Raw genomic sequence first — 25,420 nt, 5'->3', positions numbered from 1 at the left:
AATGCGCACCGTGGTTTATTCTATAGCAGTTGCCTGCCGTCCATGGCAACCGCACCACCTTGCAAGGCCGCGATTATTTGGGCACCAGCATGGGTAGGACGCCGGGCAGGATGTCGAAGCGGAAGGGGGCTTCCATCTTTTCCACCTCGCCGTCGATGGAGACCAGCGGCTTGCGCTGCCGGGTCCGGATTTCCAGCCAGGGCAAGGAGCCTCGGATGAGGGCCTCGTTGCTGGCCCAGCGCCCCATGGCCACCTGCAGGCCCAGATCCATGAGGCTGAAGGGCCCCGCCCCCTGCCCGATATAAACCCCCAGGGTAGCGCCATCCATGCGCTCGCGCTCCAGCTGGAACGGATCGGAATCCCGGCACATATTGTTGGACACCATAAAAAAGGAAGTGGCGATCCGGGCTTGGACGTCGGGTCCGATCAACTCCGCTTCGATCAAGCGATGCCCCCGGGCCAGGCCGGTCAGCCCGGCCAGGGCTCCGTCCAGAAAGCTCCCTCCTTTGCGGCGGGCCTCGTCGCGAGAACGGATGAATTCAGGAAATGCGCCGAGACAGGCACGAATCAGGAAGAAACGGTCATTGACCCGCCCCAAATCGGTGGGGGTGGGAACCGCATCGGCCAAGGCCACCGCCGCCCGGTCAAGGTCGAACGGCACTCCGAACTGGCGGGCGACATAATTCATGGTTCCCAGCGGCAGGACACCCAGGGACTTGCCGCTTCCCACCACATGCTTAAGCGATCGGGACAAGGACCCGTCGCCGCCGCCGATGATGACCGCATGGACGGCGGGATCACGGCACGCCTTGCGAATTGCGCGCCCCATGTCCTTTCCCTCGGCCAGGGTGACATGGGCCTGATGGCCCAGCGAGGTCCAGATGGCCGACAGCCGGGCGGCGACGACCGGGGGCGACAGGCAGGCGACGGTTCCCGCACGTTCATTGATGATCGCCGCGATGCGCATCGCTCCGCCCCGTCCCGTCCCTGGTCAGCGGGGAATGGCGCCCGCGATCATAATTGCCATCTCATGCCGCCTTTCTTGTCCACCGGCACCTTGACCACGATGTCGTGGCATTTGATGCATCGTCCGGCCGGCGGATGCGGCTGGCGGGAGGTCGGCAGAATGGGCGGTCCCAGCTTGCGGACCCGCGAGAGATTTTCCAAAACGGCGCCATAGGGCGTCTTGAACTGGGAGCCGGCGGCCGGGCCGCCCACCATCAGGTGGCACTGGATGCAATCGCCTACATAGGGATGCGGCATTCCGGTTCCTGGCTTCACCGGCGGGATATGGCGGATGGTCATCAGCTTGTAGCGGAGCGGCGGTTCCAGCAGCCGCTCCAACGGCGACAGCAGCGATGGCTCCATGGGCAGCGGTAGACGCCCCAGCAGCAGCCCCTCCGCCCGTCGGGGCGAGGTGGCGGGCGTTATGCCGGACGGCGTGGACAGCTGGTCCCAATAGAGTCCCAGCCCGATCGCCGCCAACAAGGCGATCATCCCCAAGCTTACCCAGCGACGGCCGCGCCGCGGCGCCTCCATGCTCACCTTCCCCGTCTCCTCGGACTCACTGCACCACCATCCACAGTGCCAGTCCCTCGTCATCGCGCAACTTGCAGGTCCGCCCGCCGACCTGGATCGACTTGACGTAAAGCTCGGCATTGGGCCGCCCCGGATCGAAGATGAATCCGACGCCGCTGACCCGCGCTCCGTCGAAGGACGGGCAGCCGATCTGGGTAAGATATGCCTGCGGCGCCACCGAAATCTCCTGCAGGGCGCCGGTGCCGTTGTCGATCCAGATATGGACCTGCCCCCAGCCGACATCGTTGCCGATGCTGGCCACCTGGGTGACACGGCCGCTGAACTGCAAAGGCGTCGCCGGGGTAAAGGGCGACAGACCCGGCAGGGCGGCGGGAAGCGACAATGCCTGGCTTTGGGCCGTGACGCCGCCGCCGGTTTTGCCGCCGCCTGTGAAGCGGTCGGGAAGCATGGCGCTCACAACCAGCCCCAGGATCAGGACGACCCCGAGGCCGAGCACCAGCTGGGGCGAGACGGCGCCTTCGGCCATCTGCCGAATACGGCTCAACATACGCTCTGGCCGGATGTCCATGACGCCGCCCCTCTCTCGCTCAGGCCCGTGCCGCGGCGGCGGGTGCCGGGCTGACGAACAGGCGGATGTCGCGGGCGTGGGGGATTTCCTCCTGGATGCGCCGGCGTACCGCCTCGGCCACCATGGAACTGTCCTTGATGCGCAGATTGGGATCGACCCGCAGGCGGATGTCGAACTGCACGTCCTCGCCCACATGGCGACCGCGCAGGAAATAGATGCTGTGGACCATGGGCGTGTCCATGGCCACCTGCCAGGCGGTCTGCAGCAATTCCGTATCCACCGAGCTGTCCATCAGGCCGTGGATCGAGGTTCCGATCAGTTCCAGGCCGATGCGTCCCACCAGGGCCGAGACGCCGATGGCCGCGATGGTGTCGGCGATGGGAAAGCCGATCACCGAGGCGATCACGCCGACCATCACCGCCGCCGACGAGATGGCGTCGGACCGGTTGTCCCAGGCATTGGCGATGATGGCCGGGCTGTTGTTTTCGTTGCCCACGCAGATCTGGTAGCGATACATCAGCTCGTTGACGATCACCGTCACCGACGCCCCAACCGCCGCGAAGATGCTTGGCGCCTCGTAGGTCCCCGAGATCAGCTTCATCACCGAGCCGTACATCAAGAAGCTGGCCCCGATCAGCAGCAAGGAGCCCACGATGGACGACGAGATGTATTGGATGTTGCCGTAGCCGAACGGATAGCGCTCATCCGCCGGCTTGTTCGAAATCTTCAAGCTGAGCTGGGTCACCCCGCTGGCCACCACGTCCGCCCCCGAATGCAACGAATCCGCCACCAGCGCCACGCTGCCGCTCATCAGCCCGAGGACCCCCTTGAACAGGGTCATGCAGATGTCGGCGGTAAAGGCCCACCACACCACTTCCTCGCGGCAATCCCTGCAATTTTCGAACTTCATCGGTTCATGTAATCCACAAGATTGGAGCCCAGGATACGATAATTATCGCCCACCTTCTTCGCCTTGATCGTCCCCGAACGAATCAGGCCCAGCACCTCGAGACGGTCCATCCCCAGCAATTGCGAGGCTTCCGCGCTGCTGTAGATCCGGTGCGGCAAGATCTCCTCGCCGAAGATCTTGTCCACCAGCACCATGGCGCCCTGCACGAAGGTCACCAGCGCGCTCCCCTTGATCACCGCCGTCCAGATCATTTCTTGATGTCCTGCGCATGGTTGAGAGGCAACAGTTCCTGGAACAGCTGCGGCGTGATGATCGGCGTGTCGCCCGCCGGCTTTTCCTGGAAATACTCCGCCCGCTTGAACCCGGTGATGAACGCCAGATAGTTCCACGGCCACTTGGTGATCTCGATGTTGTAGGTCGAGGCGGCGGCGTTGTAATCCTCCCGACGCGTCGCGATGCGGTCTTCCATCTCCACCAGCGACGTCATCATATGCTTGTAGGTGTCCACCGACTGGATGGTCGGATACTGCTCCACCACCGCCATCAAACGGCCCAGCGCATTGCCGAAGCCTCCGTCGGCCCCCAGCAGCGCCTTGCCGCCCCCAATATCACCCAGAAGCTTGCCGATCCCGCCCTGCTTCATCAGCTGTTCCAGCGCCGAGCCGATAGGGCCGCCCTTGCCAGCCTCAACGCCCTCGGTCCGCTTGTCCGAGGTATGCGAGAAGATCGAGTGCTCCAATGCAGCATGGTTCAGCGTCAGCTTCACAAGATTGCCGAACAGATTGTCCCGGCGCTGGATCATCACCTCGTAATTGGACCGCTTCGCCTGCGTGTCTTCCGACATGGTCACGAAGGTGTTGTAGCGCATCAGCAACGTCGCGATGAACGCAACAACCGACAAAACCGATATGACCATAAGAGCGTGCACCGGCCCACGCCCCAAACGACGCGGCGTCTCCTCCACCACGTACAACTGGGCAAGCAGCTCCTCCGACTGCTTCACCCGTTGCAGCGCACTGAAGTCGACCCCAGGGGCCGAACCAACATTCGCGTCGCCTAATGCCATATCCGCCTCTCTAAGCTCGTCGTATGAAGGAAACGCCCCACATACGGCCTCAGACCGAGGCCCCTTCGTCAAGTTCATTGGCCTTCTTGAAATGCGGCAAGGCTTCCTCGTGCCGGCCCATCTGCTCATAGCTGAAGGCGATGGCGCGATGCACCTTGCCTTCATTGGGACGCAGGCCCAGCGCGATCTTGAAGCTGTCGATGGCTTCGTCGAAACGGCCGAGGTTGTCCAGCGCCACGCCCAGACGGAACCGGACGTTGAAATTGATGGGATTGGCCTCGGCCACCTTGATCAGCAGCGGAACGGCCAGATCGTACTTTTGCACCTGCACATAGGTCAGGCCGAGAACGGTCGCCACCTTCACGTTGTCGGGCGCATCGGCCAAGGAACGTTCGAGTAGTTCGGTGCCGCGATCGACGGCGCCGGTCTTCACATAGGCGATTCCCAGGTGCAGAGCCACATCCACATCGAAGGCATCGGCGTCGTAGACCTGCTCCAGCAGCATGACGGCCTGGGAATAGCGCCCGGCCTTGGCGTGGGAGATGCCCTTGTCGCGGTAATACACCTGGCGGATGTCGTCGTTGACGGAAAAGGCCGCACGGAACGCATCGACCATGTTCATTCCGAGCTTCTTCGCCACCGAAAGGCCGTAGTGAGCGTAAAGAGTGACCTCGTCAAGAATATCCGACGGCTTGCTAGACATAGTGTTCTCCAAAATCCTAATCAGGTGGCTCTGATCACTTTATGACGTGGCAGGCTTCGCACGGCCCGCGCACTTCGTGAGGATTGACGCTCCGGGCGACCATATCACGCGTGATCGTCGGCGGGGGCAGGCTTATCAAATCTGGGTCGGGGGTCAACTCGAACCCCTGGCCGATGGGGTGGCAATCGGTGCAGGCGCCGCGATAGCCGTGGGGGCGCGGATCGCCCGCCAGGATCATGGGCGCGCCTTCCAACTGGGCGAAGCCCAGGCCGCCCTCGGCCTCGCGCAGGACCACCGTCAGCTTGCGCACCACCGGAGCCCCCGGCCGGTTGTCCTTACGCAGCACGCTGATCCGCGCATCGGAGCGGTTGGCCACGGTCCGGCTGGCGGCCTTGAAACTCTCCATGTCGGTGACCGGGGTATCGTCGATCCTGACGATGAGATCGCCGGCCAAAAGCCCGGAAAACGCCGCGTTCAGCGTGACTTCGCCCAGCAAAACCCCCTGCAGGCCGCGCGGATAGTTCAGCTTGCGGGCCAGTTCCTCGGTCATCAGGCGACCGTCCATGCCCTGCCAATGCCCTTCGAACACCTTCAGCTTGCGCGGAACGAAGTTGGGCAGCGGCGATTCCGTCGCCGGCGCGGTCCCGCCGCCCGCCGCAGGATCGGGCTCCACCGGCATGGCAACATTGGCCGCCTGGGGATACAGGGGCTGGGGAAAGGCCACAGGCGCCGCGACCGGCCCTGCTGCCACCGCCTGGGACTGCGTATTCGTGGCCTGGGGCGCGACCGGCCCCTGCCGCCCGATGACGAGCGCCAGAACAACGGCCAGTCCCACGACCAGAAGCGCCACCTTGCTATTCATGTCCGGCCAATCCCAGCATCATGATCATCACACCGAGGTCAGCATCTTGAGAGCGATAGCGGCCATGGTCGCCGCATACACGCCCTTGAGCACCCGCACCGGCAAGACCCGCATCAGGCGCGCTCCGATGATGCCGCCCACATAGGCGCCGGGAATCATCACCAGGGCCAGGGTCACCGGCGCTTCCCAATGAATCAGACCCGTGCTGGATCCGTGGAGGAAGGCCACCACCGAACCGGCCACCGAGGCCCAGAACACCAGGACCGAACTGTTGGCGATGGCGTTTTGCAGGCTGATGCGTCCCACATAGCGCTGCAGCGGAACCTCGATGACGCCGCCGCTGATGCCGAGAATACCGCTGAACAGACCCATGGGCAGCCCCAACACCGCCGAACGGGCATGGCCTTCCGGCAAGGCAAGGCCGCTGGCCTTGGGCCTGGAGGTGCCGTCTGCCAAAGCCATCAATTCGTCCATCTCGTCTTCAGCCTCTGTGGCGGAAATGGACTCGGCCGTTTCCTCGCCGGCATTGGGCTGAAGAATTTCCATGACCGCCTTGCCCGCCATGATCAGAGCGAACAGGCCCAGTAGAATACCCACCACAGAATCGCCGATGGCGTTGCCGATGAAATAGCCCAGGATCACGCCGGCGATGCCCCAGGGAATCAGCGGCTTGACCTTGTCCCACTGGACCAGTTGAGCCTTGTCGTTGCGCAATGAGGCAGCACCGTACACCACCACATTGGTCAGAAAGACCACCGGGCGGATCAGATACATGCCATAGCCGAAGAAGACCATCATGCCGGCGACCTGGAGCACGCCGCCGCCCATGGTCATCATGCCGCCGGTGACACCCGCCGCCAAGGCGAGCATGACCAGGCCGACGATATCGGCGACGGAGTATCCGCCGATCTTTGCACCCCCGACATGGTCTGTGTCGATGAAGGGCATGCCCGAGGGAATGGACGGCGCGACATTGCCCTTGACCACATTGCCTTGCACGACGTTCATGCCCATCCCCGGAATGGCAGTCGGTCCCCCGACCACCGCCCGGGCCTTGGACCACCAATTGGTGGAACCGGCAGCGACGGTCTGGGTCTGAGGTTGGCCGGGTGCCGTGGCGGAGCCCTTCTTGAAGCGAACCACGTCCTGAAGATGGGACACGATCACCTGGGCCGGCACCGTGAAGCCTTCCACCTTGCCGGTGGGGCCGGTAGCGGCGATGTTGATGCCCACCAGATCACCCTGGGCATTGACCAGCGGGCCGCCGGTCTGTTCCCAGCTGTAGACCGCGTCCGAACGCAGCAGATGGGTGATCTGGGTCGCCCCCACCGCCAGCGGCGCATCCGCCGATTGCACCAGGCCCTGGCGCACCAGCGGCGCCCCCGCCATGTTGCGGCCGAAGGCGAAGACCTGCTGACCCGGCACCACCGTCTGGACGTCGGCCATGCGGAAATGCAGGAACTTCTCGGTGGTCTGCATCTTCAGCAGCGCCAGATCATGCCCCGGAATGGTCTTCACCACCTGGGCCGGAAAGCGCCTGATCCCACCCGTCGTCGCCACCTGGACCGAAATCTCCGGCAGCTTGGACACCGAATGCAAGGTGGTGATCACATAGCCGTTGGTCCCCACGATGGCCCCCGAGGCCACCGGACCGGCATTGACCCCGCCGCCGCCGACCCCGACCACAGCAGGGGGAACCGTGTGATACAGCCGCTGCACATGCGGCATGGCGATGTTGCGCACCAGGAACTGACCCACCGACAGATCGTCGGCCCCGTGGAAATTGTCGTCCTCGTCGTAATGGTCCAGGAGATAGATCCCCCAGGCGAAGGTCACGAAGATCAAGAAGGCCAGGATCGAGACAGGCGTCTTCCACGACCGTTCGCAAAACACGATCTTGTTGGTGGGCAATTCGCCCATGGTCTCGCCGACTTCAATCATGGCTGAGTTCCAAGCTCATTCGGATTCCTGTCGTCATCTCTCATCCCACGAGAACCGCGATATAGACGGTCCCCAGAACCAAGAAGATCCCCATCAGTGGCATGCCCCAGCGGACATATTCCCGATGGGTGAATTGCAGACCGGCGGCGGCTGCGGATGCCAGTTCCGGATGCCGCTTCACGAAGCCGGAATATTGAGTCATGGCCAGGGATCCCGCCGTGGCGCCCGGCAGCGCAGCCACCGACCCCGCCATGATGCCCAGCGCCAGCGCCCACCAAGCCGCCTGACCGTCCCCGTCCAGGCGAAGCGTCGCCGCCACCGGGGCGAAGACCGCCGCCGAGGTGCCGCCGCCCACGAAAATAGTGACGGCGGCTGCCATCCACATCAAAAGGATGGCGCGGACGCGGTCATGGGCGGCGGTAATGCCTTCGAGCCAGTTCACCGCCCAGTCGAGAATCCCCACCGAGGTCAAGGCCCCCACCATCACGAACAGGCCGCCGTAGAACAAGATGTCGGTGCCGCCGCAGGCCGAGAAGAACTCGTCATCCTTGAAGCGGCCCAGACCCAGCGCCGTCACCCCGGCGACAAAGGCGATCCAGCCCGGCCGCACCTTCAGCGGCCCCGCCAGAATCAAACCGGCGACGGTGACGCCGAAAATGATCAGTCCATAACTCAAAAGCCGACGGTCGATGGCACTGTGACGCAGCGCCTCGCCCCGGGCCCAGACCGGATCCACCGGAATTTCCGAGCCTTTCCAGTCGCCCAAACGCCGCTCGAAGAATACCAGCATCACCGCCAGCAAGATCAGGCAGACAGGCATCATCCCGGCGATGAAATCGTTGAAGTGAAGCTTGCCCGCCGAGGCCAGAATCATGTTGGGGAAGTCGCCGATCATGGTCGAGGCCCCGCCCAGATTGGCGGCGATAATCTCGGCGATGATGACCGGCACGGGGTCGATGCCGGTGCGAAAGCACACCGTCAAGGTCACCGGAACCACCACCGCCACCGTCACCAAGGAGTTGCTAGCCAGCGAAATCCCGTAGGTCACCAGCGCCATCATCACCAAGATCCAGCGCCCTTGGCCCTGGGACAGTTCCGCCGTTCCGGCCGCCAGATAGGCATAGACGCCGGAGCGGGCCAGGAGGGCGGAAATGGCCGCCATGCCGAAGATCAGGGCCAGAGTCTCGAAATAGACGGAGCGCAGCGCCATGACCGGCGTGTAGCTGCCGCTGATGGTTCCGATCACCACCAATGCCGCCGCCCCGGCCAGAACGGCCAGATGGCTGCCCTCCGCCCACCGATAGATAACGGCGAACGTCGCGACGAACACGGCAAGGGTGAGAAGTCCGATCATCTAGTTATCCACCTTCGACAACATGACTTCATCGTAAGTCAGCGGTTCTTCCGAGAATGTCGGCTTGCTTGTATCTCCGGCTTCTCGCGCCTCGGCGCTGACATGCAGCGATTCGATACGGCGCATCTTGCCGCAGACCGCGGCCTGAACCGCCTCGCAAATGTCGTGGGCCTGCTCCACCGTATGCTCGGGATCGACGCCGATGATCATGTCGGCCCAGATGTCTTGGCCCACATAGCGGGCGCGCAGATGGATCACGCCGCGCACGCCGGGGACCCGCTCCGCCGTATCGACGATGCGGTTCTGCACCGCCTCGCCCGCGGTATGGTCCATCAGGCCGCGATAGGCATCCATGAAGACGACCTTGCCCAGCAGCAGCAGGTCGATGGTTTCCCACAGGGCGACCGCCGGATCGATCCACGGCATGTTGAGGTAATGGGCGCCGATGATGCCCAGCGCCACGGCCCCCGAAGCGGTGGCGTCGCCATGGTGATGCTTGGCCATGGTCTTGATGATGGGACTGTTGGTCTCGATGGCGACGCAGCGGGAGTAGAAATACATGGCCACATTGACGCCGACGGAAACCAGCGCCGCCCACAGCACGATCAGATGCGGGGTGCGGTGCATGCTTTCATCCAACAAGATCTGGACGGCGTGGACCAGCAGATAGCCGGTCAGTCCGATGAAAACGACGCTGACCACCATGGACAGAATGAATTCGACCTTGCCGTGGCCGTAGGGATGCTCCGCGTCAAGGGGCTTGCTGGAGATGGTGGTCCCGATGACCACCATCAGCGCATTCAGCATGTCCTTCAGCGAATACATGGCATCGGCGAGCATGGCCTGCGATCCGCCGATCAGACCGACGAACGCCTTCATGACCATCAGTACGGTGTTTACAGCCAGGCCGACCCAACCGATGCTCCTGCTGCAGACCGTGCAACCGCTCTTCCTCATCCTTACTCACTCCAAAGCCCCGACCCCGCCTTCAACCCAAGCGAAGGGATTCAGCGCTTGATGACGATGCTCTTCCCCGGCGACTTCTGCTTGCGCCGCGTCATGACGTTCGCCAGCACCGAGACGATGCCGATGGCGAAACCGAGAAAAAACGTTATGCCCAGAACAACGAAATGCGGCGCAATCATCGCCAGTGGTCCCAGGCGGGTTTCGACCATATGCGCGTTGGACGACGCCAACAGCACGATCAACCCGCCGAACACCAACGATCCGATCAATCTTACCATGCCACTGTCCTAGACTGCCGCGTATCCCCGTCCCGCATATCGAACTCTCCCCCCGTCACGAGCCGGAGACGTCTCCAAGCTGACGCCAATACTGCGGCGGAAGCTCTTCCGCCAGACGCAAGGCGCCCCGGCAACCGTCGAAAGTGGGGTCCTTGACGCAGGTCACGTTCGCATCGCCGAAGGGACGCAGCTTTTCCTTGACGTAGGCCGCCAATCCGCGAATGCGCGAGCCGCCGCCGGCAAACACGATGTTTTGAAGCACGGTGGCCTGATATTCGGGCTGGAACGAACGCAGCAGCGTCTCGATGCTTTCGATAATGTCGGGCATCAGCGCCTCGCAGGCGATCTTCACCGGCTCGGTCACGTCAGCGCGCACGGGCTTGCCGGCGGCGCGGAACTCGAACGAGGCAACCTCGGTGGGGGTGCCGACGAAGGAGAACTGCTCTTTCACCGCGCAGGCGACATTCACGTTCATCTGCAGTTCGGGATGACGTTCCAAGATGGCGTTCTGGAGCCGCTCATCCACATAGTTGCCAGCCTTGGTCAGGGTAACCTGATCTTCGGGGCCGGGAACAGTGCCCTTCAGGGCGCAGATATCCGTGGTTCCGGCGCCGATATCGACGATGATGGTGTTGATCAGCTTGTCCAGGCCGTAGCCGACCATGAACGGTTCGGACACCACTAGGGCGGTATGAACCACCTCCTGAGCCATCTTGAGCAGCAGCGCCTTGTTGGCCGCCGACGCCCGCGCCGGCACGCCGATGACGGCGCAGATCTCGTCGTTGGGGCCGGGCTCGGCCGACTTCACCACATGGGTCAGCAGATGCCGCGCCACTTCGATGTCGCGGTCGCTGATCTCGCTCAGCACGCCGTCCTGGAGCGGATAGCGGATGTCCAGGTAGGAGCGCATCTCGAAAGCCTCGTCACCGACCACATAGGGGCGGCCGAGCAGCTTCAAACCGATGACGTCCTTCGGGTATCCAACCACCGACTTCAGCAGGAACTTTTTGCCCCGGCTCGACATCACCGCAGTATGGGAAGTCCCAAGGTCGATGCCAAGGAACAATCTGTTCTTGGCCTGGCCTTCACCTTCACTCATTTTTGTCACTCCGTTCGCGTGCTAAATGACCAATTGACGGCTGCCAGCTATTTTTTCTTGCCCACCGTATCGCATTGAGACGTGGAGCAGGTCCCGCAACTTCCCTCGGCGGACCCCGTAAGCCGACGCGCACCGGCGACGACGTTGTCCCCAATGACACGCCCCCCCTTGACCACGCCGCCGACGACCCCGGCACCAAGACTGAGGACACTACGCACCGCCGAACCGGCGATCCCGAAAATTCCACCGAGAAGGTCTTCGACGGGAACGTCCTGAACCGTGGCGACCTTCTTTCTGACCGGCGGAGCCTTCCTCTTCTTCGCGGGCTCTCGGACGGGCTTGGCCGCTGGGGCAACGGAAGGGGGAGAGGCCAAAACCGGGGCCATGGCCGCAGCCGCCTGCATCAGTTCGGCAAGACCGAAATTAGTCGCCGGGGCGGGAACCGCCACCGCGTCCTCGATGCTTTCGGCCACCGGCTCGGAAACAGCCGCCTCATGAACCAATTCGGGCTCGGCCACCGGAAGCTCGGGCTCCGGCTCGGCTTCGGCCACAACGTCCACCGGCACGACTTCGGGCTCGGGCGCGGCCACCGGAAGCTCGGGCTCCGGCTCGGCTTCGGCCACAACCTCCACCGGCAAGACTTCGGGCTCGGGCGCGGCCACCGGAAGCTCCGGCTCCGGCTCGGCTTCGGCCACAACCTCCACCGGCAAGACTTCGGGCTCGGGCGCGGCCACCGGAAGCTCCGGCTCCGGCTCGGCTTCGGCCACAACGTCCACCGGCACGACTTCGGGCTCGGGCTCGGCCACCGGAAGCTCCGGCTCCGGCTCGGCTTCGGCCACAACGTCCACCGGCACGACTTCGGGCTCGGGCTCGGCCACCGGAAGCTCCGGCTCCGGCTCGGCTTCGGCCACAACGTCCACCGGCACGACTTCGGGCTCGGGCTCGGCCACCGGAAGCTCCGGCTCCGGCTCGGCTTCGGCCACAACGTCCACCGGCACGACTCCGGGCTCGGGCTCGGCCACCGGAAGCTCGGGCTCCGGCTCGGCTTCGGCCACAACGTCCACCGGCACGACTCCGGGCTCGGGCTCGGCCACCGGAAGCTCGGGCTCCGGCTCGGCTTCGGTGGTCTGGATCGGCTGAACCTCGATCACCAGATCGGAGACGGACACCGTGATATCCGAAGTGATCGGCTGGGACGCCTCCAACTCGATGACGAAATTGCTCTCCGGGGTCTCGACCTCTTCCACGCGGCTGGGGGTCCGCCAGATCGGCTGCGACCAGCGGCTGACCAGATCGCCGACGGACGGGGATTCCGTGGGGCGGGTAGGGGCGGGGCTCGGCTGAACCGGCTCGATCCGGCCGCCGTGATTGGCCGACCAGGGCGAGCTTTCCAGCAAACTGGCCCAAATATCGCCTTGCTGCGCCGGCTTCAGCGACACGGCCAAAGTTGGCGTGGGATGGACCGTCACCGAGACGATCTCGGGCTCCGACGGCATTCCGCCGCCCGCCGACAAGCCTTCACCCTGGCTCCCGTCGCCTTTGTCGCGATCTCGCCGGTTATTCGCCATTATCCAGCTCCACCATCAAAGGACAATCCAGAACTCTTGGCCATTGCGGTTGACCTTCAGCAAAATCTGCTGCCCGGCATTCGTCGCCCCCTTAATGGCGGCGTCGAGACGAGCCGGACCGGCCACCGGCCGATTATTGACCTCGAGGATGAGGTCATTGGCCTGGAGCCCCGCCACGGCGGCCCGGGACCCGACCAGAACCTCGGCCACCTGGGCACCCTTGGCTCCGGGAACCGGAACGGCGCCCGGCACACCGGTGATCGGACGCGGCGCCTGGAAGGTTTCGATCTCCATGCCCAGCCAGTTGAACTCGGTCGGAGGCTTCGGCATGACGGCCGGACCACCGGGAACCGCGACCATGCCGGGTGCAGTGGGGGCCATGCCGCCCATGGGCGGCTGCGCCATGTCGGCAATGGCCGGAGCCTGGACCGCTGCGGCGGCCAGACCGGCGGGTCCCGCGACCAGGGTCATGTTGCGCACATCGCCATCGCGCAGGACGCCGAGCCGCACCGACCGTCCGGCATGCATCTCGACCATGATGGCGGAGACTTCTTCCGGCAGGCGGACAGGACGGCCGTCCACCTTGAGCAAGACGTCGCCGGGCCGCAGCCCCGCCGTCGCCGCCGGAGTATTGGGCGTGACGCCGGAGATGAACACTCCGCGTCCGACCGGTACGCCGGTCTGGGCGCCAAGGCGCTGCGACATGGGAGTCAAGGCGGCGCCCAAAAGCGTGACCCGGCCGGTTCCGGCGGCGGTCGACTGCCCGCCGCGCGGCCCCTGAATATTGATGGCCAGGCTTCCCGGCGGCTGCGCGAAGCGGTAAGCCCCCCCGCCGAGTCCCGGTGCGGCGATGGGCGCGGCACCGCCCAGCATCTGATGGCAATTGGCGCAGTTCATGTTCTGACGGCCGTCGGTATGGGGCGAGACGGCGCCCATGGGAATCGGCGGCGGCGGAATCGGGGCGGCGATGGGCATCATCGGCGCGGGCCGCCCGTTTCCGGCCGGAATCAGATCGTGGCAGGTGGTGCAATCCATGTTCTGGCGGCCATCGGTGTGGGGCGCCCTAGTCCCGGCGAAAATGGCCGGACCCGCCGCGCCCACGCCGCCGCCCATGGGGCGCTGCATGGCCACCAGGCCCATGGAGGCCCCCTCGGCGGTGGAGGTCGGCAGCCAGCCCACTTCATCCAAGATGAACAGGCGGGCCTGATTGCTGGGCACGGCGAAGCCTATTCCGGCAAAGGCGCCGTTGGGGGTGTAGATGGCGGTATTGATGCCGACCACCGTCCCGTTGGAAATCACCAGCGGACCGCCGGAATTGCCCTGGTTGATGGCGGCGTCGGTCTGCAGCAGGTTGGAATGGGTCACGCCCTCGATCACCATGGACTTGCGCTTGGCGGAAATGATGCCGCGGCTGACGGTCATGTCCAGACCGAAGGGAGTCCCGATGGCGATCACTTCGTCGGCGACCTGCACCCCGTCGCTGTCGCCCAGAACGGCGGCTGTCAACGGCGTCTTGGGGGCGACCTTCAGCAAGGCGAGATCCAGAGCCTCGTCCATCTTGATGATTTCGGCGGAATAGCGGGTCGAGCCCACGTCGTCCTGCACGGTAACGAACACCGAATTGGCGCCGCGCACCACATGATAGTTGGTGACGATGAAGCCGTCGTTACGGACGATCACGCCGGTGCCGATGTTTTCCACCGACCGGGTGGCGGGATTGGCGAAATGGGGCAGTCCGTCAGGGTTGGCCAAGCCCAGGGGATCGGGCATGGCCTGCCCGTTGGCCGATGACGCGGTCACGGCGACGACGCTGTTGCGCAGCAAGGTGACGACGCTGGAGAACGGCCCCCCGGCCCCAATGGGAGCCGGTCCGAAATCCACCATGGGAGGCATGGTCGCTATAGCACCGGCGGCCGAGGGCGGCGCCACGCGGGCACCAGCCGGAACCGACATGGCCGGATTGACGGCTGCCGACGGCCCGCCCTGCTGTACCGGAACATTGACGGCAGGGCCGGTGCCCCGCCCCATCTGCTCCAACATGGCGCCGAGACGAAGACCGCCCGAGGACTGCCGGTAAATGAAGGCGCCAAATAGGACGACCAGGGCAACCACGCCCATGAGCATCAGATAGCGCTTCAGATCCTTGCCGCAGGAAGCATCGCCGCGCCCGCCGTCTTCTACGTCACCATTGAACATGGCCATCAACCATCGATGTCAGGGTCTGAAGCGGTCCCCTTGTTGGAACGAGGCAACCGCACGGATTGCACCCCGGAGGCCAACGCGACCAAGCCAAGGATGAGCAGGGCCACCGGCACCGCTCCGCGCAGGAACTCGGTCACCGACCACCACCATGCCGTCACCCCCAGCAATCCGAGGGCAAGCGCCAGCAGTCCGAAAATCACGCTTGGCATAAACGTTACTCCAGTCTTGATGCAGAGCGAATGGCGCTACGCCACCCCGTCGTCCCCTGGGGCGTCGTCGCCGCCGCCGTCACGCGCCTCGCGTTTTAGCAGGCGCAATGCATACGCCGATATAATCAAGTTTCCAACACCAGTAAAGACAAAAGGTGCCGGCGGGCCAACATAATCAAATAAAAACCCGCCGACCTGAACAAAGAAAATAATACCAATGCACCCAATAACATTAAATGCGCCAAGCACAGACCCAAGCAAATCCCTAGGCGCGTAGTCAACTGTTAATATTTGAGGCGCCACAAAACAACCAGCCTGCCCGGACGCAATCAACAAGATGGGCAGTACGATGAACCAGTCGAACGGATTGATGATGAAACCCAACATTATGAATCCCAGGGCGGAGAGCACCATCCCGAGCAGAACCGCCTGAATGCGGCCGAAATGCTCGATAAACGACCGCCAAACCGGGATCGAGAGCATGACCACCGCCCCCATCAGCCCGATCAAGATTCCGGCCCGCGCCGCCGCCTCGGCCTGCCCGACCTTGATCAGATCGGCAAAGTAGATGAACCACAGCATGAGGAAGAGCCCTACGAACACCATGTCGCTGCGGGCGAACAGCGAACTGGCGAAAGCCAGGCGCAGGCGGGGCTCCGCCTTCACCAAGCTCCAGACCGCCCGCCAGGGAACCGAGGTTTCCTGGGTGCGCGGAGCGACATCCACCAGGAATTTCCCCGCCAGCCAAGCACCGGCCAGGGAGACCGCCGCCGTCAGCAGCATGGTCACGGCGATGCCCGCATGGGCCGGGATCTGCATCAAAACAGCGTAGACCAGCGTCACCCCGAAGGCCATCATGAACGCGGTATTGGACATCAGGCGCGCCCGGGTGTCGTCGTCGCTGAAATCCCCGGCCAGGGCCGACAATTGAGGCCATACCGCGCCGCTGCCCGCCGACATGATGACCCGCGAAACGTAATAGACGACCAGCGCCCCGATGGAGGCACCGCCGATCCAGGGGCTGAGCGGCGCGATCACCGCACCGATGGCGGCGACCAGAAAACCGGCCACGATGATCCTGACCCGCCCGATCCGATCCGACAGGTAGCCGAGATAGGCGAAGATGAAGAGATCCAGAACCTCGGTCACCACCTGCACATTGGCATTGACGGCGCCGGCGGTTTCGAATGAGATATTAAGAACGTTTCGCAAGAATAGCGGCTGAATAGCAACCACCAGGGTCATGAAAACCATGCACAACGCCGACAGCAAATAAAGGGCGTTGTGCTGGCGCACTTTAACTTCTGCCGCAGCCGCTTCCACTCGAGACACCCGTCACCTCCGATTCGGTCAGACTATAACAGCGAGTCGGGGGCGGTTGACAACACATAAACACAGGGTTCATACGAAGGTACCCCGTAATCCGCCGCTGCAGCGGATTGCGTATATATGCTCGAAACAAAAAGTCTCGATTTCCTGCCGCCACCCTCGGATTCGGATCAGATGCTCTCTTCACCAGAAGATAACGATAATCGAACGCAACATGCCGGACTTTCCCGCATGCGGACTTATGCTACGGCTTTGCTTGCCTTGATCTCCGCTGTGTTCGCATTCTCCGTTTGGGGCGAGAAAGCCTGGCCCTGGCTGGCGCCGGTTCGGGCCTTCGCCGAAGCCGCCCTGGTCGGCGGCATCGCCGATTGGTTCGCGGTTACCGCCCTGTTTCGCCATCCTTTCGGACTTCCCATCCCCCACACCGCCGTCATTCCCCGCAATCACGGCCGGATCGCCGCCGCCATCGGCCGGTTCGTCGCCGACAACCTGCTGGCGTCGCAGGCGCTGGCCCAACGGCTGGAGGAACTCGATACCGCCGGACGGCTGGGGCGCTGGCTGGCCCGGCCTGAGACGGCGGCCATGATCGCCGCCCGGATCGCCGGATCGCTCCCCCCCATCGTCGATACAATCGGCGAGCAACGGTGGCGCAGCACCATCGGCGGCGGTCTGCGCAAGGTGGTCGATACCGCCATCACCGCCCCGCGCATGGCCAACATCTTGTCCTACATGGTGGGGCGCGGCTATCACCACGCCATCTTGGATCATCTGGTGACCGAGGCCCGCTCCTTCGTCGCCCAGAACCGTTCATTCATCCGCGCCAAGGTCGCCAAGGAATGTCCGGAATGGCTGCCGCTGTGGGTGGAGACCCAGATCGCACAGGGCGTCACCCAAGGCATCGACGGCTCACTGGGGGAGCTGACCGCCCCCGACCATCCCTGGCGGCTGAAATTCGAGCTCTTCGTCCACGAAACCATCGACGGCATGACCAATTCGCCGCATTTTGCCCAGCGGATCGAGGAGGTCAAGATGCAGGTTCTCGACGATCCCGCCCTGGATGCCTATCTCCGCCAGTTGGGAAGCAGCGCCTACGACCACCTGATGGAGGAGGCCAAGACCATGGAGATGCTCCTTGAAAACGGCCTGCGCGAGATCGGTCAACGGCTGGAGCACGACACCGCCATGCGGGCGACCCTGAACCGCTGGCTGCGCGACGCCACCGAAGCCTTGCTGGTGCCCCGGCGCGAGCTGATAGGCTCGCTGATCACCGATCTGGTCATGCGCTGGCGCACCCCGTTCCTGATCGAGAAGCTGGAAAGCCATGTGGGCAAGGATCTTCAGTATATCCGCATTAACGGCACCGTGGTCGGCGGCCTGGTAGGATTGGCCATCTACACGGTCACGACGCTGGCTCAGCGCAAGTGCATCAGCTCGTTTTTCTAGAGTTTCTCGATTTCTGATTCGGCTTGAATGCGAGAAACTCTAGGCTCGGCGGGAGCGGGCGGAGCCTCCGCCGACGGCGGGACACTCGCGGGGGCGGGCGGATTTTCCGGCTTGTGGGCCGGGCGCGTCCATTGGATGGCGGCTCCGGCGGCGCAGGCCGAACAATAAGGCGCCCATGACCCCGAGGTAGCGCCGCAAGCCTCGCACACCCAGGTGGGCGCTGCCGGAGCTTCGCGTTCACGGCGGCGCCAGATTTCCGCCCGCTCCGCTCCGCCAGGCTCCTTGTCCTCGATCTCGGCCATCAGCCGACATCCCAACGCATCGGGCGCGATCTTCAGCGCCGCCATGAGGTGACGGCGGGCGACGCCCCATTTGGCGGCGGCGACGGCCGCTTCCCCGGCGGCAAGGTGGCCTTCGGGATCATGCGGAGCCCATTCCGCCAGGACCTCAAGCCGCTTCAAACGGCTTTCGGCATCGTCTTCGCGCCACAGCGGCGAGCAGGTTTCCAGCAAAATCCGGGCGGGAGCGCTCCGCCAGACCGCGGCCAGGACCGCTTCGGCTTCGGACCGGCGACCTTCGGACACCTCCTGCCGAAGCACGTGCAGAGCCGCCGGGAGAAAGCCCGGATCGGCGGCCAATGCCTCACGCGCCAGCCGTAAGGACCGAGCGGGATCGTCCTGGGAGTCCAGGCATGCCTGCCCTTCCAGCACCACGGCCCGCCATCGCGCGGCCAAGGCCGGCGACAACCGCCCGGCGGAAAGAGTGGCGTCGATGCATGCCTGGGCCGCCGCCCACTCGCCATCCCGGAGTTTGGCGGCAAAGGCGGCCGCATCCTCGGCGCTGGGATCGGCGGGGGCGGCAGGCGTCTCGACGACGGCGACGGGAGCAGGCGGCGGCGCGGCCTTGACCGGCGGCGGCGGCTCTCTTTCGACCACCGGCGGTGCGGGCGGCTTCTTCGCGAACAGACGTCCCTTGGCCGGCTCGGGCCGGAGCGTCGCCGCCGGAGGCGCAGCGGGGCGCGGTATCAGCCGGTCCAGGCGGGCAGCAAGCTCGGGACTGTCCAGCAACCGGGCCGCCTCTGCTCCGAGGCGGCGGCCGTCGCCGACATCGCCGCTTTCGGCCGCGTCCAGCGCCGCCAAAAGGGCGAGCATTCCCTTTTCCCGTCCCCGGGCCTGTCGCGACTTGCCCAGCTTGGCAGGCAGATCGGCCACCAGCGCCGACAGCCGCGTCAGGCCGGAAAACAGCATGAACACCGCCAGAAGAATGCCGAGAAGCACGGGGACATTGGTGTCCACATGCCACCCCAGCCATTCCACCTGCACCGTCCCGGCATTGTCCGAGAACCACAAAGTGGCCAGCACCACCGGCGACATGAAGATCAAAAGGACGATAAGGCGCAACAGCATGGTCACTCGTCCCGGGACGCGGCGACGGTCATAACCGTCGCCGACAGTTCAGACAACACCGCGTCCACGGTCAGACGCAATTCCGCCGCTTCCAGCCAGGGCTGGATGGCAGCCATGCCGGGACCTTCGGCATGGCGCAGCACCGTGACCGCCCCGGCCAGATCGCCGCCCGCCAGCAGCCGGGAGGCGCTGTTTAAGGCCCCGTCGATGCCTTCATTGCTGTTTTCCGCCCGCCGGACCACCACCGCAGATCCCAGCCAATGCCGGATATTGGCAGGAATCCAGCTGCTTTCGGCGACGTCGTCGAGCTTGCGCGCCGCCGCCGCCGTCATGCGGAAGCTCTCGGCCAGGGCCACGCGGGAGACCACCCCGGTCCCCGCCCCCATGGTCAATGGCGCCAGCTTGTCGGCGCCGCCCTTCTCGGCCAGAGCCAGGGCCGCCTTCAATTGGGCGGGATAAGGCGTGCCCCGGTCCACCGCTTCCCGCAGTTGCCCCAGCACCGCCAGGAACAAGGGTGCGCGGTCGCGGCGTTCGGCGATGCGGCGAAAAGCCGCTTCCGCCTTTTCCACCGCGCTGGACAGCTTGGCGGCGCCCCCTTCGTCGGTCGCCAGCTTGCGGACCACGTCCAGATCGCCCTTGATGGCGGCCACCTCGGCGGACAGACGCGCCATCTGCGCCTGATCGGCGGCGGCGGCTGCCTCCTTGCGCGGTTCGTGCTCCTGCTTGCGGATCACGGCTTCAATCACGGTCAACCGCCGGTCGGTCTCCGCCAGCCGCATGGCCAAAGGCCCCAGGGAGGCTTCCAGCATCTCCACCCGTTCGTCCAGGCCGGCCGGTCGGGGCGCGGCGGCCGTGGAGCCCATCTCGTCCCCCAGCCATTTGGCCCAGGGGCCGGGAAGGCCGCCGAGACGCGGCGCCAGCAAGGGCCAGGCCAGCACGCCGCCCACCAGGATCACGGCCAGATACAGAACCACCACCTGGCCGCCGCCGTCCCGGCGTCGCGCGGGGCGGCGTCCGCCCAGGGGTTGTTCTTTTTCGTTGCTATCCATCAGGCTCCGCTCCCACTGGCTTCGCTGCCGCCGATCAGGCAGGCAGACCCGCCGGGGCGATCTTCATGATCGCCGACCTTTTTGGCAAGCCATTAACTAAGTGCCGCGAGCGGCCTGCGGACGCGGCCCGCGCACGGCCCCGCGGGGCTCCAGAAACGAAACATCCCAACGCCCGCCAAAGCGAGACGTCGAGATGCGCATCATCGGGTCCGAAGATCAGATCAGATCCGGTGGGCGACCCAGCTGATCAGGGGCAGCTTCCACGCCCGCTGGAACACTACGGAAACCAGGCCGAGCAGGGAGAACACCAGAACCCCCATGGACGAGAAACCGAAAATCCACTTCCCCAGAACGGGAACATGCAGCGCGAACAGCGCCAAAACGCCCCACATCCAGATCACCAGCCCCTGCTTGGCGTGGAAGTAGACGAATTCGTCGTCCCGATCCACCAGAAGCGGAACGAAGCACAAGACGCTGAGATAGGACAGCGCCGCCATGACCGTCGTGCGCGCACCGAGCGTGCTGCGAAGGATAGCTTCAGTCATTCCCCCCTCCTCCTCGTTCAGGCCAGCGCGTCGCGCAGTTCGACTTCCTCGTCGCTCTGCGCCGATTCGATATCACGGCTCTTCATATACGCGTAAACCGCCCCGGCGCCAACAACGCCGAGAATGATCGGCCCCCACGCGCCCAGACCGAGACCCAGACCGAGGCCCAGCCCCTTACCGGTCCAGATGGTTCCACCGACGACCTTGGCACCGGCGGCGGCCTTGCCCGCGCCAAGGGCGACCTTGGTCCCGGCGCCCTGGGCGGCGGCAACATTGGCAGGAGCCGCCGGAGCGGCAACGGCGGTGGCAACACCCGTCTTGGCGGCGATGCCGGTCTTGGCGACGGTTCCGGTCTTGGCGGCGCCCGTCTTGGCAGCCCCGGCCTTGGCGGCGGCGCCCTCGCGCTCCATCTCGCCCATGGCGGCGGCGGCCTTGGTTCCGGCCGGGGCCCCTGGGGGGCAAATAACTCCGTTGGCGATCTGAGCTGGCACCTCGGTTCTCCTCACAATCAAGTAGCGCGGGACTGAAAACGCCAGCCCCCCTTCAGACTAGCGGCATCAATAACATGAGATCATTGCTGAGGACAACACGTTACGAGGACAACGTCACGACAGCGGAGAAGTTGCGACCAACTATTATTTTCTCTCTCAGAAGAGCAAAAGAGAATTAGTCGCACCTTCCCGCCTTTGGCGTCTTGCAGCCGCCGCAGCCGAGACCGCAACCTTTGCCCCGATAGAAACGCCGCGCCGCCCAGGCCCCCACTAAAACGACCACGGCGAGCGCGGCGGTCACATCCCAAAGATCAAGCATGACGAGCACCTCATGGCCGGGGACTTTCGAGTGCCACAGGAAACAAGCCACCGTCAACATCCAAAGGGATTGTTCCCAAGCCGACCAGGATTGAATACGTCAACCCCATCCGGTTTGGCGCGCATGCAAATCACTCTCAACAAAATATCTGGAGATGAAGCGCATAGTCATCCCCAGCCGAAGATCACATGACCCGAAGATAAGTTGAGAGGAGCTATCAACGCATTTTCTGTTTGCCTGGGCTCTTGTTTCAATTATTCTTGCCAGGCTGTACGTGAGGATTCGGAGTGTAGAGTCATGGCCGCTCAGGTTGGAGGGCAGATTTTGGCAAACGCCGCCGCCCCGGCAAAGGCTTCGGCTGCCGCGGGGGTCGGGACCGGCGGAGCCGCCCTCGGCGTCGGGAGCGGCATCATCGCCTCTCCGGTCGGGACAGCCGCCATCGGCAACGCCATGCTGACCGGCAAGGGTGTCTGTCTCGGGCTCGGACTGGGACTCGGTGCCTGGGGACCCGTGCTTGTCGGCATCGCCGGGCTGGCGGGCGCCGCCTATCTGGTCGGCAAATTGAAAAACTGCAAGGCGGAGGTTGATGCCGCCGCCGATGCGACTTAAGCGAGGATACGACAATGGCTGAGGCAATCTTGCTCGAAACCGAAAATACCCCCTGCGGCTGCCGCTCCTATCTGATGGCGGGCCTGAGCTATCTGGGCATTCTCTGCTTCGTCCCGCTGCTGATGAGCCGGGACGACGAATATGTGTACTTCCACGCCAAGCAGGGCTTGGTCTTGTGGATGTGGAGCGTCCTGGCCATGTTCGCCCTGCATCTTCCCCTGATCGGCAAGTGGCTGTTTGGTTTCTCGTCCATGGGCGTGCTGGTTCTGTCGGTGGCTGGTCTGGCCTCGGTGGCGCTGCGCCGCACCTGGCGCCTGCCGCTGGTCGGCTATTTCGTCGCGTTGATCTAATCCAAAGCCGCTCGACAAGCGCGCCGGTTTCAGGCGCATAGCGGCATTCTCGCCGCCGTAAGGAAAGACAGACACGATGCAGGACCTTCTCCTGGCCAAGGTCGAAAGCGCCATGCAGGCGTCTCAGGTTTCCGCCCTCGCCGGTCAGACCGCGACGGTCACCAAGGTGTCGGCGGCCACCAATCTCGCCACCATCACCCCCACCGCCGCCGGACAAGCGCCAATCATCGTCAAGCTGGACGCGACCCGGCAGGTGGTTGAACTGCAGGCTCTGGTCGGCAAGACCGTGATGGTCGGCAAGACCCCCGCCGCCATCGGCGGTATCGGCAACTGGATCGCCTTGACCCCGGTCACCGGCGCCAAGGCCGCCGCCGCCGCCACGGGCGCGGGACAATTGGTGATGATGAAGGTGGAAGGCACCGCCGCCGCCGTCAACCTGCCCGCCCTGGCCGGCAAGAGCTTCACCATCGCCCAGCCCCCCGTCGCCGCCGGAACCAAGGCGGCCGGCATGCTGTATCTGAACCCGGTCGGCGGCGGCGATCTGATCGCCATCAACGTCCAGAACGCCGCGACCCAGACCGGCGGCCTGGTGGGCAAGACCTTCGTGGTCGCCCCCAGCCCCGTCATCGGCGGCACCACCGGCAAATTCCTGGTCCTGAAGCCCCTGACCGCCGGAGCGGGCAAGGCCGTCGGCGGCGGCGCCATCGCCGCCAAATTCATTCCGGCCGCCGTCACCGGCACCGGCGGAGCCGCCGCCGTGGGCGCTGGATCAGCCTCGTCGCTGCTGACCGCCGGAGCCGGCACCGTCACTCCCATCACCGCCGCCGGAACCGGCAGCGCCATGCTGTCCGCCAAGGGGCTTGGCCTCGGCCTCGGTCTGGGACTCGGCGCCTGGGGGCCGTTCCTTCTGGGGGCCGCCGGACTGGCCGGGGCCGCCGCGCTCTATGTCTGGGCGCGACGCCGCCACGGCACCCCCGACCTGTCCGATGATGCGCTCCTGGCTGCGGCCGGGGAAGAATAAGACCGACATCCGAACCACAAGGACCATCGTAATGCCCTTTCACCTTGCCCCCTATCTGGCGAAATCCGTTCCCGGCGTCGGCGTTCTCGGCGCCCTGGTCGGCGGCGCCGCCGCCTTGGCCAAGAACGTCCGCCTCCTGAAGGAAAAGCGCATCACCAATACCGAAGCGGCCATCGATACCGGCAAGGAAACCGTCGGCGCCGGCCTGGCCACCGCGCTTTCCGCCGTGGCCGCGACCGCCGTCGGCGGCGGCCTGGTTGTATCGCTGGGCACCGCCTTGGTGGCCGGCGTTGCCGCCAAATATGCCTGGGATCGCGGCGTCGATCTGGTCGAGAAGGAACTGAACCGCGGCAAAGCTGCCAACGGCGCTTCCGACGAGGACATCTTGCGGGACGAACTGGCCTGACGCCCCCCGGTTCCGGCCGACCGCCCCCTTCGGAGCGGCATGGCAGAAACCAAGCGGGGCCGAAAACACCCCACGGCGGATGGGTCAGTCTGTCGAAAGGTTGATCTTGCGCATTCCCTTGACGCAGAACCGCCGATGCCGAGCCAGGGCGGCATGGTTTCGCATGATGGAATCGCAGTCGGGGCAGCTGATCAGCTTGACCGAGGTGTCATGCCCGGTCCGCCGGTCGGCGGCCTTGGACGGTCCATGCCCGCCCGATTGCGGATGGCCGTGCTCGCAGATTTCGCGCAGTGTTATGAAAACCGACGCTACGACGTCCTGTTTCGGCTTGATCGCCCGACCGCAGCAGCCCGCCCACGCCAGCACGATTTTTTCCGCAAGTCTGCCCAGATCATCGTCACGCATGGCGTGGCAAACGAAATGATCGCGGCCTATGCCTCAAGATCGCTGACGGGTTCGCCCAATTCCCCTGCGAATTTGCGGCATAGATAGACACTACCCAATGCCGCCACAGCGAGAACCGAAAGAACGCCCCACCCAATACCGGCACTGACACAGATCGCTAAGGTCTTGCCGACCATCGGCGACATTGTCAATGCCTTTGCCCCTCCAATATTCGTAGCGACCATTATCATCTCCCACGACGCCCACCACCCCGGTTGACGATCGTCACATTTTATTACATGTCTGGGGGGGGGGGTCGCAAGTAAAAATTGTCGATAATTAGACGCATTTTATATTTTATTCTATTTATATCCTATGCATTATCTATTGGCATCTCATTTATACTAAGAAATATTGGTTGGAACCGATCAACAGCGTCCTCAGCCGCGGGCGACGCCTTCCGTCCAACCTGCACCGCGACAAGATTGGCGCCGATTTGGCTCCAGCCGATCCAAGATTTTGGAATGAGCGGCGCGCCTTCAAATATGAGGCGCGACGCTCAGGCGAGCATTGGGCGAGCGGCCAAACGGCCGGAGAACCGCGCTCGGGCAGAGGGACCAACATAAAGCGAGATCATCGTGCGTCATGTGTGGACAGCCCCTGCGTTGCAAGGAGATTTTTTCGCGCTGACGCTCCGGTCGGGTGCAGTCATGTGTCCGGCCTGTTTGCGCGGCACTCTGACCGCTGGCCATGATGTGATCCGTGAAACGGCTCCCGATCAGATTTACGACCTTGGCGGCCAT

27 protein-coding genes are annotated in these 25,420 nt (G+C 64.4%); 5 read left to right on the top strand and 22 right to left on the bottom strand.

The genetic code is table 11. The features are described 5' to 3' along the window. Positions 1–73: 73 nt before the first annotated feature. The 17 genes from mamU to mamH all read right to left on the bottom strand — a co-directional run bounded on the left by mamU (position 74) and on the right by mamH (position 16,597). Complete coding sequence (gene mamU / locus AMB_RS05005) at positions 74–967, bottom strand: lipid kinase MamU (protein WP_008622201.1); 894 nt, start codon at positions 965–967, stop codon at positions 74–76. Positions 968–1,014: 47 nt separating this feature from the next. Next, entirely contained in the window at positions 1,015–1,497 is a 483-nt protein-coding gene (gene mamT, locus AMB_RS05000) for a magnetosome protein MamT (RefSeq protein ID WP_008622199.1), read from the bottom strand. A 67-nt stretch (positions 1,498–1,564) separates the two neighbouring features. Further along, positions 1,565–2,107, bottom strand: coding sequence for a magnetosome protein MamS (gene mamS / locus AMB_RS04995; RefSeq protein ID WP_011383404.1), 543 nt, complete (start codon positions 2,105–2,107; stop codon positions 1,565–1,567). Positions 2,108–2,126: 19 nt separating this feature from the next. After that, on the bottom strand, positions 2,127–3,017 hold the full coding sequence (gene mamB / locus AMB_RS04990) for a magnetosome biogenesis CDF transporter MamB (protein ID WP_008622631.1): 891 nt from the start codon (positions 3,015–3,017) through the stop codon (positions 2,127–2,129). After that, complete coding sequence (mamR, locus tag AMB_RS04985) at positions 3,014–3,268, bottom strand: magnetosome protein MamR (protein WP_008622632.1); 255 nt, start codon at positions 3,266–3,268, stop codon at positions 3,014–3,016. Before mamR ends, mamB begins: the two co-directional genes overlap by 4 nt. Further along, positions 3,265–4,083, bottom strand: coding sequence for a magnetosome protein MamQ (gene mamQ, locus AMB_RS04980; protein WP_011383430.1), 819 nt, complete (start codon positions 4,081–4,083; stop codon positions 3,265–3,267). Before mamQ ends, mamR begins: the two co-directional genes overlap by 4 nt. 49 nt (positions 4,084–4,132) lie before the next feature. Further along, on the bottom strand, positions 4,133–4,786 hold the full coding sequence (gene mamA / locus AMB_RS04975; RefSeq protein WP_009869052.1) for a magnetosome protein MamA: 654 nt from the start codon (positions 4,784–4,786) through the stop codon (positions 4,133–4,135). Positions 4,787–4,820: 34 nt separating this feature from the next. Next, the gene (gene mamP, locus AMB_RS04970; protein ID WP_011383401.1) at positions 4,821–5,648 is read right to left on the bottom strand and encodes a magnetosome magnetite formation protein MamP; all 828 of its coding nucleotides are present in this window, start codon (positions 5,646–5,648) and stop codon (positions 4,821–4,823) included. A 27-nt stretch (positions 5,649–5,675) separates the two neighbouring features. Continuing rightward, positions 5,676–7,589, bottom strand: coding sequence for a magnetosome protein MamO (mamO, locus tag AMB_RS04965; RefSeq protein WP_011383400.1), 1,914 nt, complete (start codon positions 7,587–7,589; stop codon positions 5,676–5,678). A gap of 40 nt (positions 7,590–7,629) precedes the next feature. Further along, on the bottom strand, positions 7,630–8,943 hold the full coding sequence (gene mamN / locus AMB_RS04960) for a magnetosome biogenesis transporter MamN (protein WP_008620782.1): 1,314 nt from the start codon (positions 8,941–8,943) through the stop codon (positions 7,630–7,632). Beyond that, entirely contained in the window at positions 8,944–9,900 is a 957-nt protein-coding gene (gene mamM / locus AMB_RS04955) for a magnetosome biogenesis CDF transporter MamM (RefSeq protein WP_011383399.1), read from the bottom strand. It abuts the gene before it with no gap. Between the two features lie 50 nt (positions 9,901–9,950). Further along, positions 9,951–10,187 carry a magnetosome protein MamL gene (mamL, locus tag AMB_RS04950; protein ID WP_008620778.1) on the bottom strand — a complete coding sequence of 79 codons (237 nt, stop codon included), beginning with the start codon at positions 10,185–10,187 and terminating at the stop codon, positions 9,951–9,953. A gap of 55 nt (positions 10,188–10,242) precedes the next feature. Further along, on the bottom strand, positions 10,243–11,286 hold the full coding sequence (gene mamK, locus AMB_RS04945) for a MamK family actin-like protein (protein ID WP_011383398.1): 1,044 nt from the start codon (positions 11,284–11,286) through the stop codon (positions 10,243–10,245). 47 nt (positions 11,287–11,333) lie between these two features. After that, complete coding sequence (gene mamJ, locus AMB_RS23165; protein ID WP_011383397.1) at positions 11,334–12,854, bottom strand: magnetosome protein MamJ; 1,521 nt, start codon at positions 12,852–12,854, stop codon at positions 11,334–11,336. 15 nt (positions 12,855–12,869) lie between these two features. Beyond that, the gene (gene mamE, locus AMB_RS04930; RefSeq protein WP_231848978.1) at positions 12,870–15,050 is read right to left on the bottom strand and encodes a magnetosome formation protease MamE; all 2,181 of its coding nucleotides are present in this window, start codon (positions 15,048–15,050) and stop codon (positions 12,870–12,872) included. 5 nt (positions 15,051–15,055) lie between these two features. Continuing rightward, positions 15,056–15,265, bottom strand: a complete 210-nt coding sequence (gene mamI / locus AMB_RS04925) for a magnetosome protein MamI (protein WP_008620768.1) — start codon at positions 15,263–15,265, stop codon at positions 15,056–15,058. A 36-nt stretch (positions 15,266–15,301) separates the two neighbouring features. After that, entirely contained in the window at positions 15,302–16,597 is a 1,296-nt protein-coding gene (gene mamH, locus AMB_RS04920; RefSeq protein WP_011383395.1) for a magnetosome biogenesis transporter MamH, read from the bottom strand. A 270-nt stretch (positions 16,598–16,867) separates the two neighbouring features. Between mamH and AMB_RS04915 the strand changes: the two genes are divergently transcribed. Continuing rightward, the gene (locus AMB_RS04915) at positions 16,868–18,037 is read left to right on the top strand and encodes a DUF445 domain-containing protein (RefSeq protein WP_043746017.1); all 1,170 of its coding nucleotides are present in this window, start codon (positions 16,868–16,870) and stop codon (positions 18,035–18,037) included. Here AMB_RS04915 and AMB_RS04910 read toward each other — a convergent pair. The 4 genes from AMB_RS04910 to mms6 all read right to left on the bottom strand — a co-directional run bounded on the left by AMB_RS04910 (position 18,034) and on the right by mms6 (position 21,528). Continuing rightward, a complete protein-coding gene (locus AMB_RS04910; protein ID WP_011383393.1) occupies positions 18,034–19,443 on the bottom strand; it encodes a heme biosynthesis protein HemY in 1,410 nt (469 codons plus the stop codon). The genes AMB_RS04915 and AMB_RS04910 overlap by 4 nt on opposite strands. Before the next feature lie 2 nt (positions 19,444–19,445). Then, the gene (locus tag AMB_RS04905; protein ID WP_011383392.1) at positions 19,446–20,492 is read right to left on the bottom strand and encodes a COG4223 family protein; all 1,047 of its coding nucleotides are present in this window, start codon (positions 20,490–20,492) and stop codon (positions 19,446–19,448) included. Between the two features lie 221 nt (positions 20,493–20,713). Then, positions 20,714–21,037 carry a magnetosome protein MmsF gene (mmsF, locus tag AMB_RS04900; protein WP_008620754.1) on the bottom strand — a complete coding sequence of 108 codons (324 nt, stop codon included), beginning with the start codon at positions 21,035–21,037 and terminating at the stop codon, positions 20,714–20,716. Between the two features lie 17 nt (positions 21,038–21,054). Next, positions 21,055–21,528, bottom strand: a complete 474-nt coding sequence (gene mms6, locus AMB_RS04895) for a magnetic particle specific iron-binding protein Mms6 (protein WP_011383391.1) — start codon at positions 21,526–21,528, stop codon at positions 21,055–21,057. A gap of 616 nt (positions 21,529–22,144) precedes the next feature. Here mms6 and mamG point away from each other — a divergent pair. From mamG to mamC, 4 genes are all read left to right on the top strand, one after another. After that, on the top strand, positions 22,145–22,456 hold the full coding sequence (gene mamG / locus AMB_RS04885; protein WP_008620749.1) for a magnetosome protein MamG: 312 nt from the start codon (positions 22,145–22,147) through the stop codon (positions 22,454–22,456). Positions 22,457–22,470: 14 nt separating this feature from the next. Further along, positions 22,471–22,806, top strand: a complete 336-nt coding sequence (gene mamF, locus AMB_RS04880) for a magnetosome protein MamF (RefSeq protein WP_008620747.1) — start codon at positions 22,471–22,473, stop codon at positions 22,804–22,806. Between the two features lie 76 nt (positions 22,807–22,882). After that, a complete protein-coding gene (gene mamD, locus AMB_RS26015; RefSeq protein ID WP_011383389.1) occupies positions 22,883–23,827 on the top strand; it encodes a magnetosome protein MamD in 945 nt (314 codons plus the stop codon). Between the two features lie 31 nt (positions 23,828–23,858). Beyond that, positions 23,859–24,233, top strand: a complete 375-nt coding sequence (mamC, locus tag AMB_RS04870; RefSeq protein WP_008620745.1) for a magnetosome protein MamC — start codon at positions 23,859–23,861, stop codon at positions 24,231–24,233. An 84-nt stretch (positions 24,234–24,317) separates the two neighbouring features. Here the strand turns inward: mamC and AMB_RS04865 are convergent, their stop codons facing one another. Continuing rightward, entirely contained in the window at positions 24,318–24,638 is a 321-nt protein-coding gene (locus AMB_RS04865; RefSeq protein ID WP_050750630.1) for a hypothetical protein, read from the bottom strand. Positions 24,639–25,420 lie beyond the last annotated feature (782 nt).

Origin of the sequence: Paramagnetospirillum magneticum AMB-1, from assembly GCF_000009985.1 — a bacterium.
Lineage (GTDB): Bacteria > Pseudomonadota > Alphaproteobacteria > Rhodospirillales > Magnetospirillaceae > Phaeospirillum > Phaeospirillum magneticum.
The sequence above is the reverse complement of the archived record's forward strand: the minus strand, read 5'-3'. Positions and strand labels throughout refer to the sequence as shown.

Coding starts and splice junctions, on each gene's coding strand:
- mamO (WP_011383400.1), bottom strand. CDS start 7,589: ATGATTGAAGTCGGCGAGACCATGGGCGAATTGCCCACCAACAAGATC.
- mamJ (WP_011383397.1), bottom strand. CDS start 12,854: ATGGCGAATAACCGGCGAGATCGCGACAAAGGCGACGGGAGCCAGGGT.
- AMB_RS04905 (WP_011383392.1), bottom strand. CDS start 20,492: ATGGATAGCAACGAAAAAGAACAACCCCTGGGCGGACGCCGCCCCGCG.
- mamR (WP_008622632.1), bottom strand. CDS start 3,268: ATGATCTGGACGGCGGTGATCAAGGGGAGCGCGCTGGTGACCTTCGTG.
- AMB_RS04865 (WP_050750630.1), bottom strand. CDS start 24,638: ATGCGTGACGATGATCTGGGCAGACTTGCGGAAAAAATCGTGCTGGCG.
- mamF (WP_008620747.1), top strand. CDS start 22,471: ATGGCTGAGGCAATCTTGCTCGAAACCGAAAATACCCCCTGCGGCTGC.
- mamI (WP_008620768.1), bottom strand. CDS start 15,265: ATGCCAAGCGTGATTTTCGGACTGCTGGCGCTTGCCCTCGGATTGCTG.
- mamK (WP_011383398.1), bottom strand. CDS start 11,286: ATGAGTGAAGGTGAAGGCCAGGCCAAGAACAGATTGTTCCTTGGCATC.
- mamC (WP_008620745.1), top strand. CDS start 23,859: ATGCCCTTTCACCTTGCCCCCTATCTGGCGAAATCCGTTCCCGGCGTC.
- mamA (WP_009869052.1), bottom strand. CDS start 4,786: ATGTCTAGCAAGCCGTCGGATATTCTTGACGAGGTCACTCTTTACGCT.
- mamS (WP_011383404.1), bottom strand. CDS start 2,107: ATGGACATCCGGCCAGAGCGTATGTTGAGCCGTATTCGGCAGATGGCC.
- mamM (WP_011383399.1), bottom strand. CDS start 9,900: ATGAGGAAGAGCGGTTGCACGGTCTGCAGCAGGAGCATCGGTTGGGTC.
- mamE (WP_231848978.1), bottom strand. CDS start 15,050: ATGTTCAATGGTGACGTAGAAGACGGCGGGCGCGGCGATGCTTCCTGC.
- mamN (WP_008620782.1), bottom strand. CDS start 8,943: ATGATCGGACTTCTCACCCTTGCCGTGTTCGTCGCGACGTTCGCCGTT.
- mamB (WP_008622631.1), bottom strand. CDS start 3,017: ATGAAGTTCGAAAATTGCAGGGATTGCCGCGAGGAAGTGGTGTGGTGG.
- mamL (WP_008620778.1), bottom strand. CDS start 10,187: ATGGTAAGATTGATCGGATCGTTGGTGTTCGGCGGGTTGATCGTGCTG.
- mamT (WP_008622199.1), bottom strand. CDS start 1,497: ATGATCGCCTTGTTGGCGGCGATCGGGCTGGGACTCTATTGGGACCAG.
- mamP (WP_011383401.1), bottom strand. CDS start 5,648: ATGAATAGCAAGGTGGCGCTTCTGGTCGTGGGACTGGCCGTTGTTCTG.
- AMB_RS04910 (WP_011383393.1), bottom strand. CDS start 19,443: ATGCTGTTGCGCCTTATCGTCCTTTTGATCTTCATGTCGCCGGTGGTG.
- mamU (WP_008622201.1), bottom strand. CDS start 967: ATGCGCATCGCGGCGATCATCAATGAACGTGCGGGAACCGTCGCCTGC.
- mamD (WP_011383389.1), top strand. CDS start 22,883: ATGCAGGACCTTCTCCTGGCCAAGGTCGAAAGCGCCATGCAGGCGTCT.
- mamG (WP_008620749.1), top strand. CDS start 22,145: ATGGCCGCTCAGGTTGGAGGGCAGATTTTGGCAAACGCCGCCGCCCCG.
- mmsF (WP_008620754.1), bottom strand. CDS start 21,037: ATGACTGAAGCTATCCTTCGCAGCACGCTCGGTGCGCGCACGACGGTC.
- mamQ (WP_011383430.1), bottom strand. CDS start 4,083: ATGGCATTAGGCGACGCGAATGTTGGTTCGGCCCCTGGGGTCGACTTC.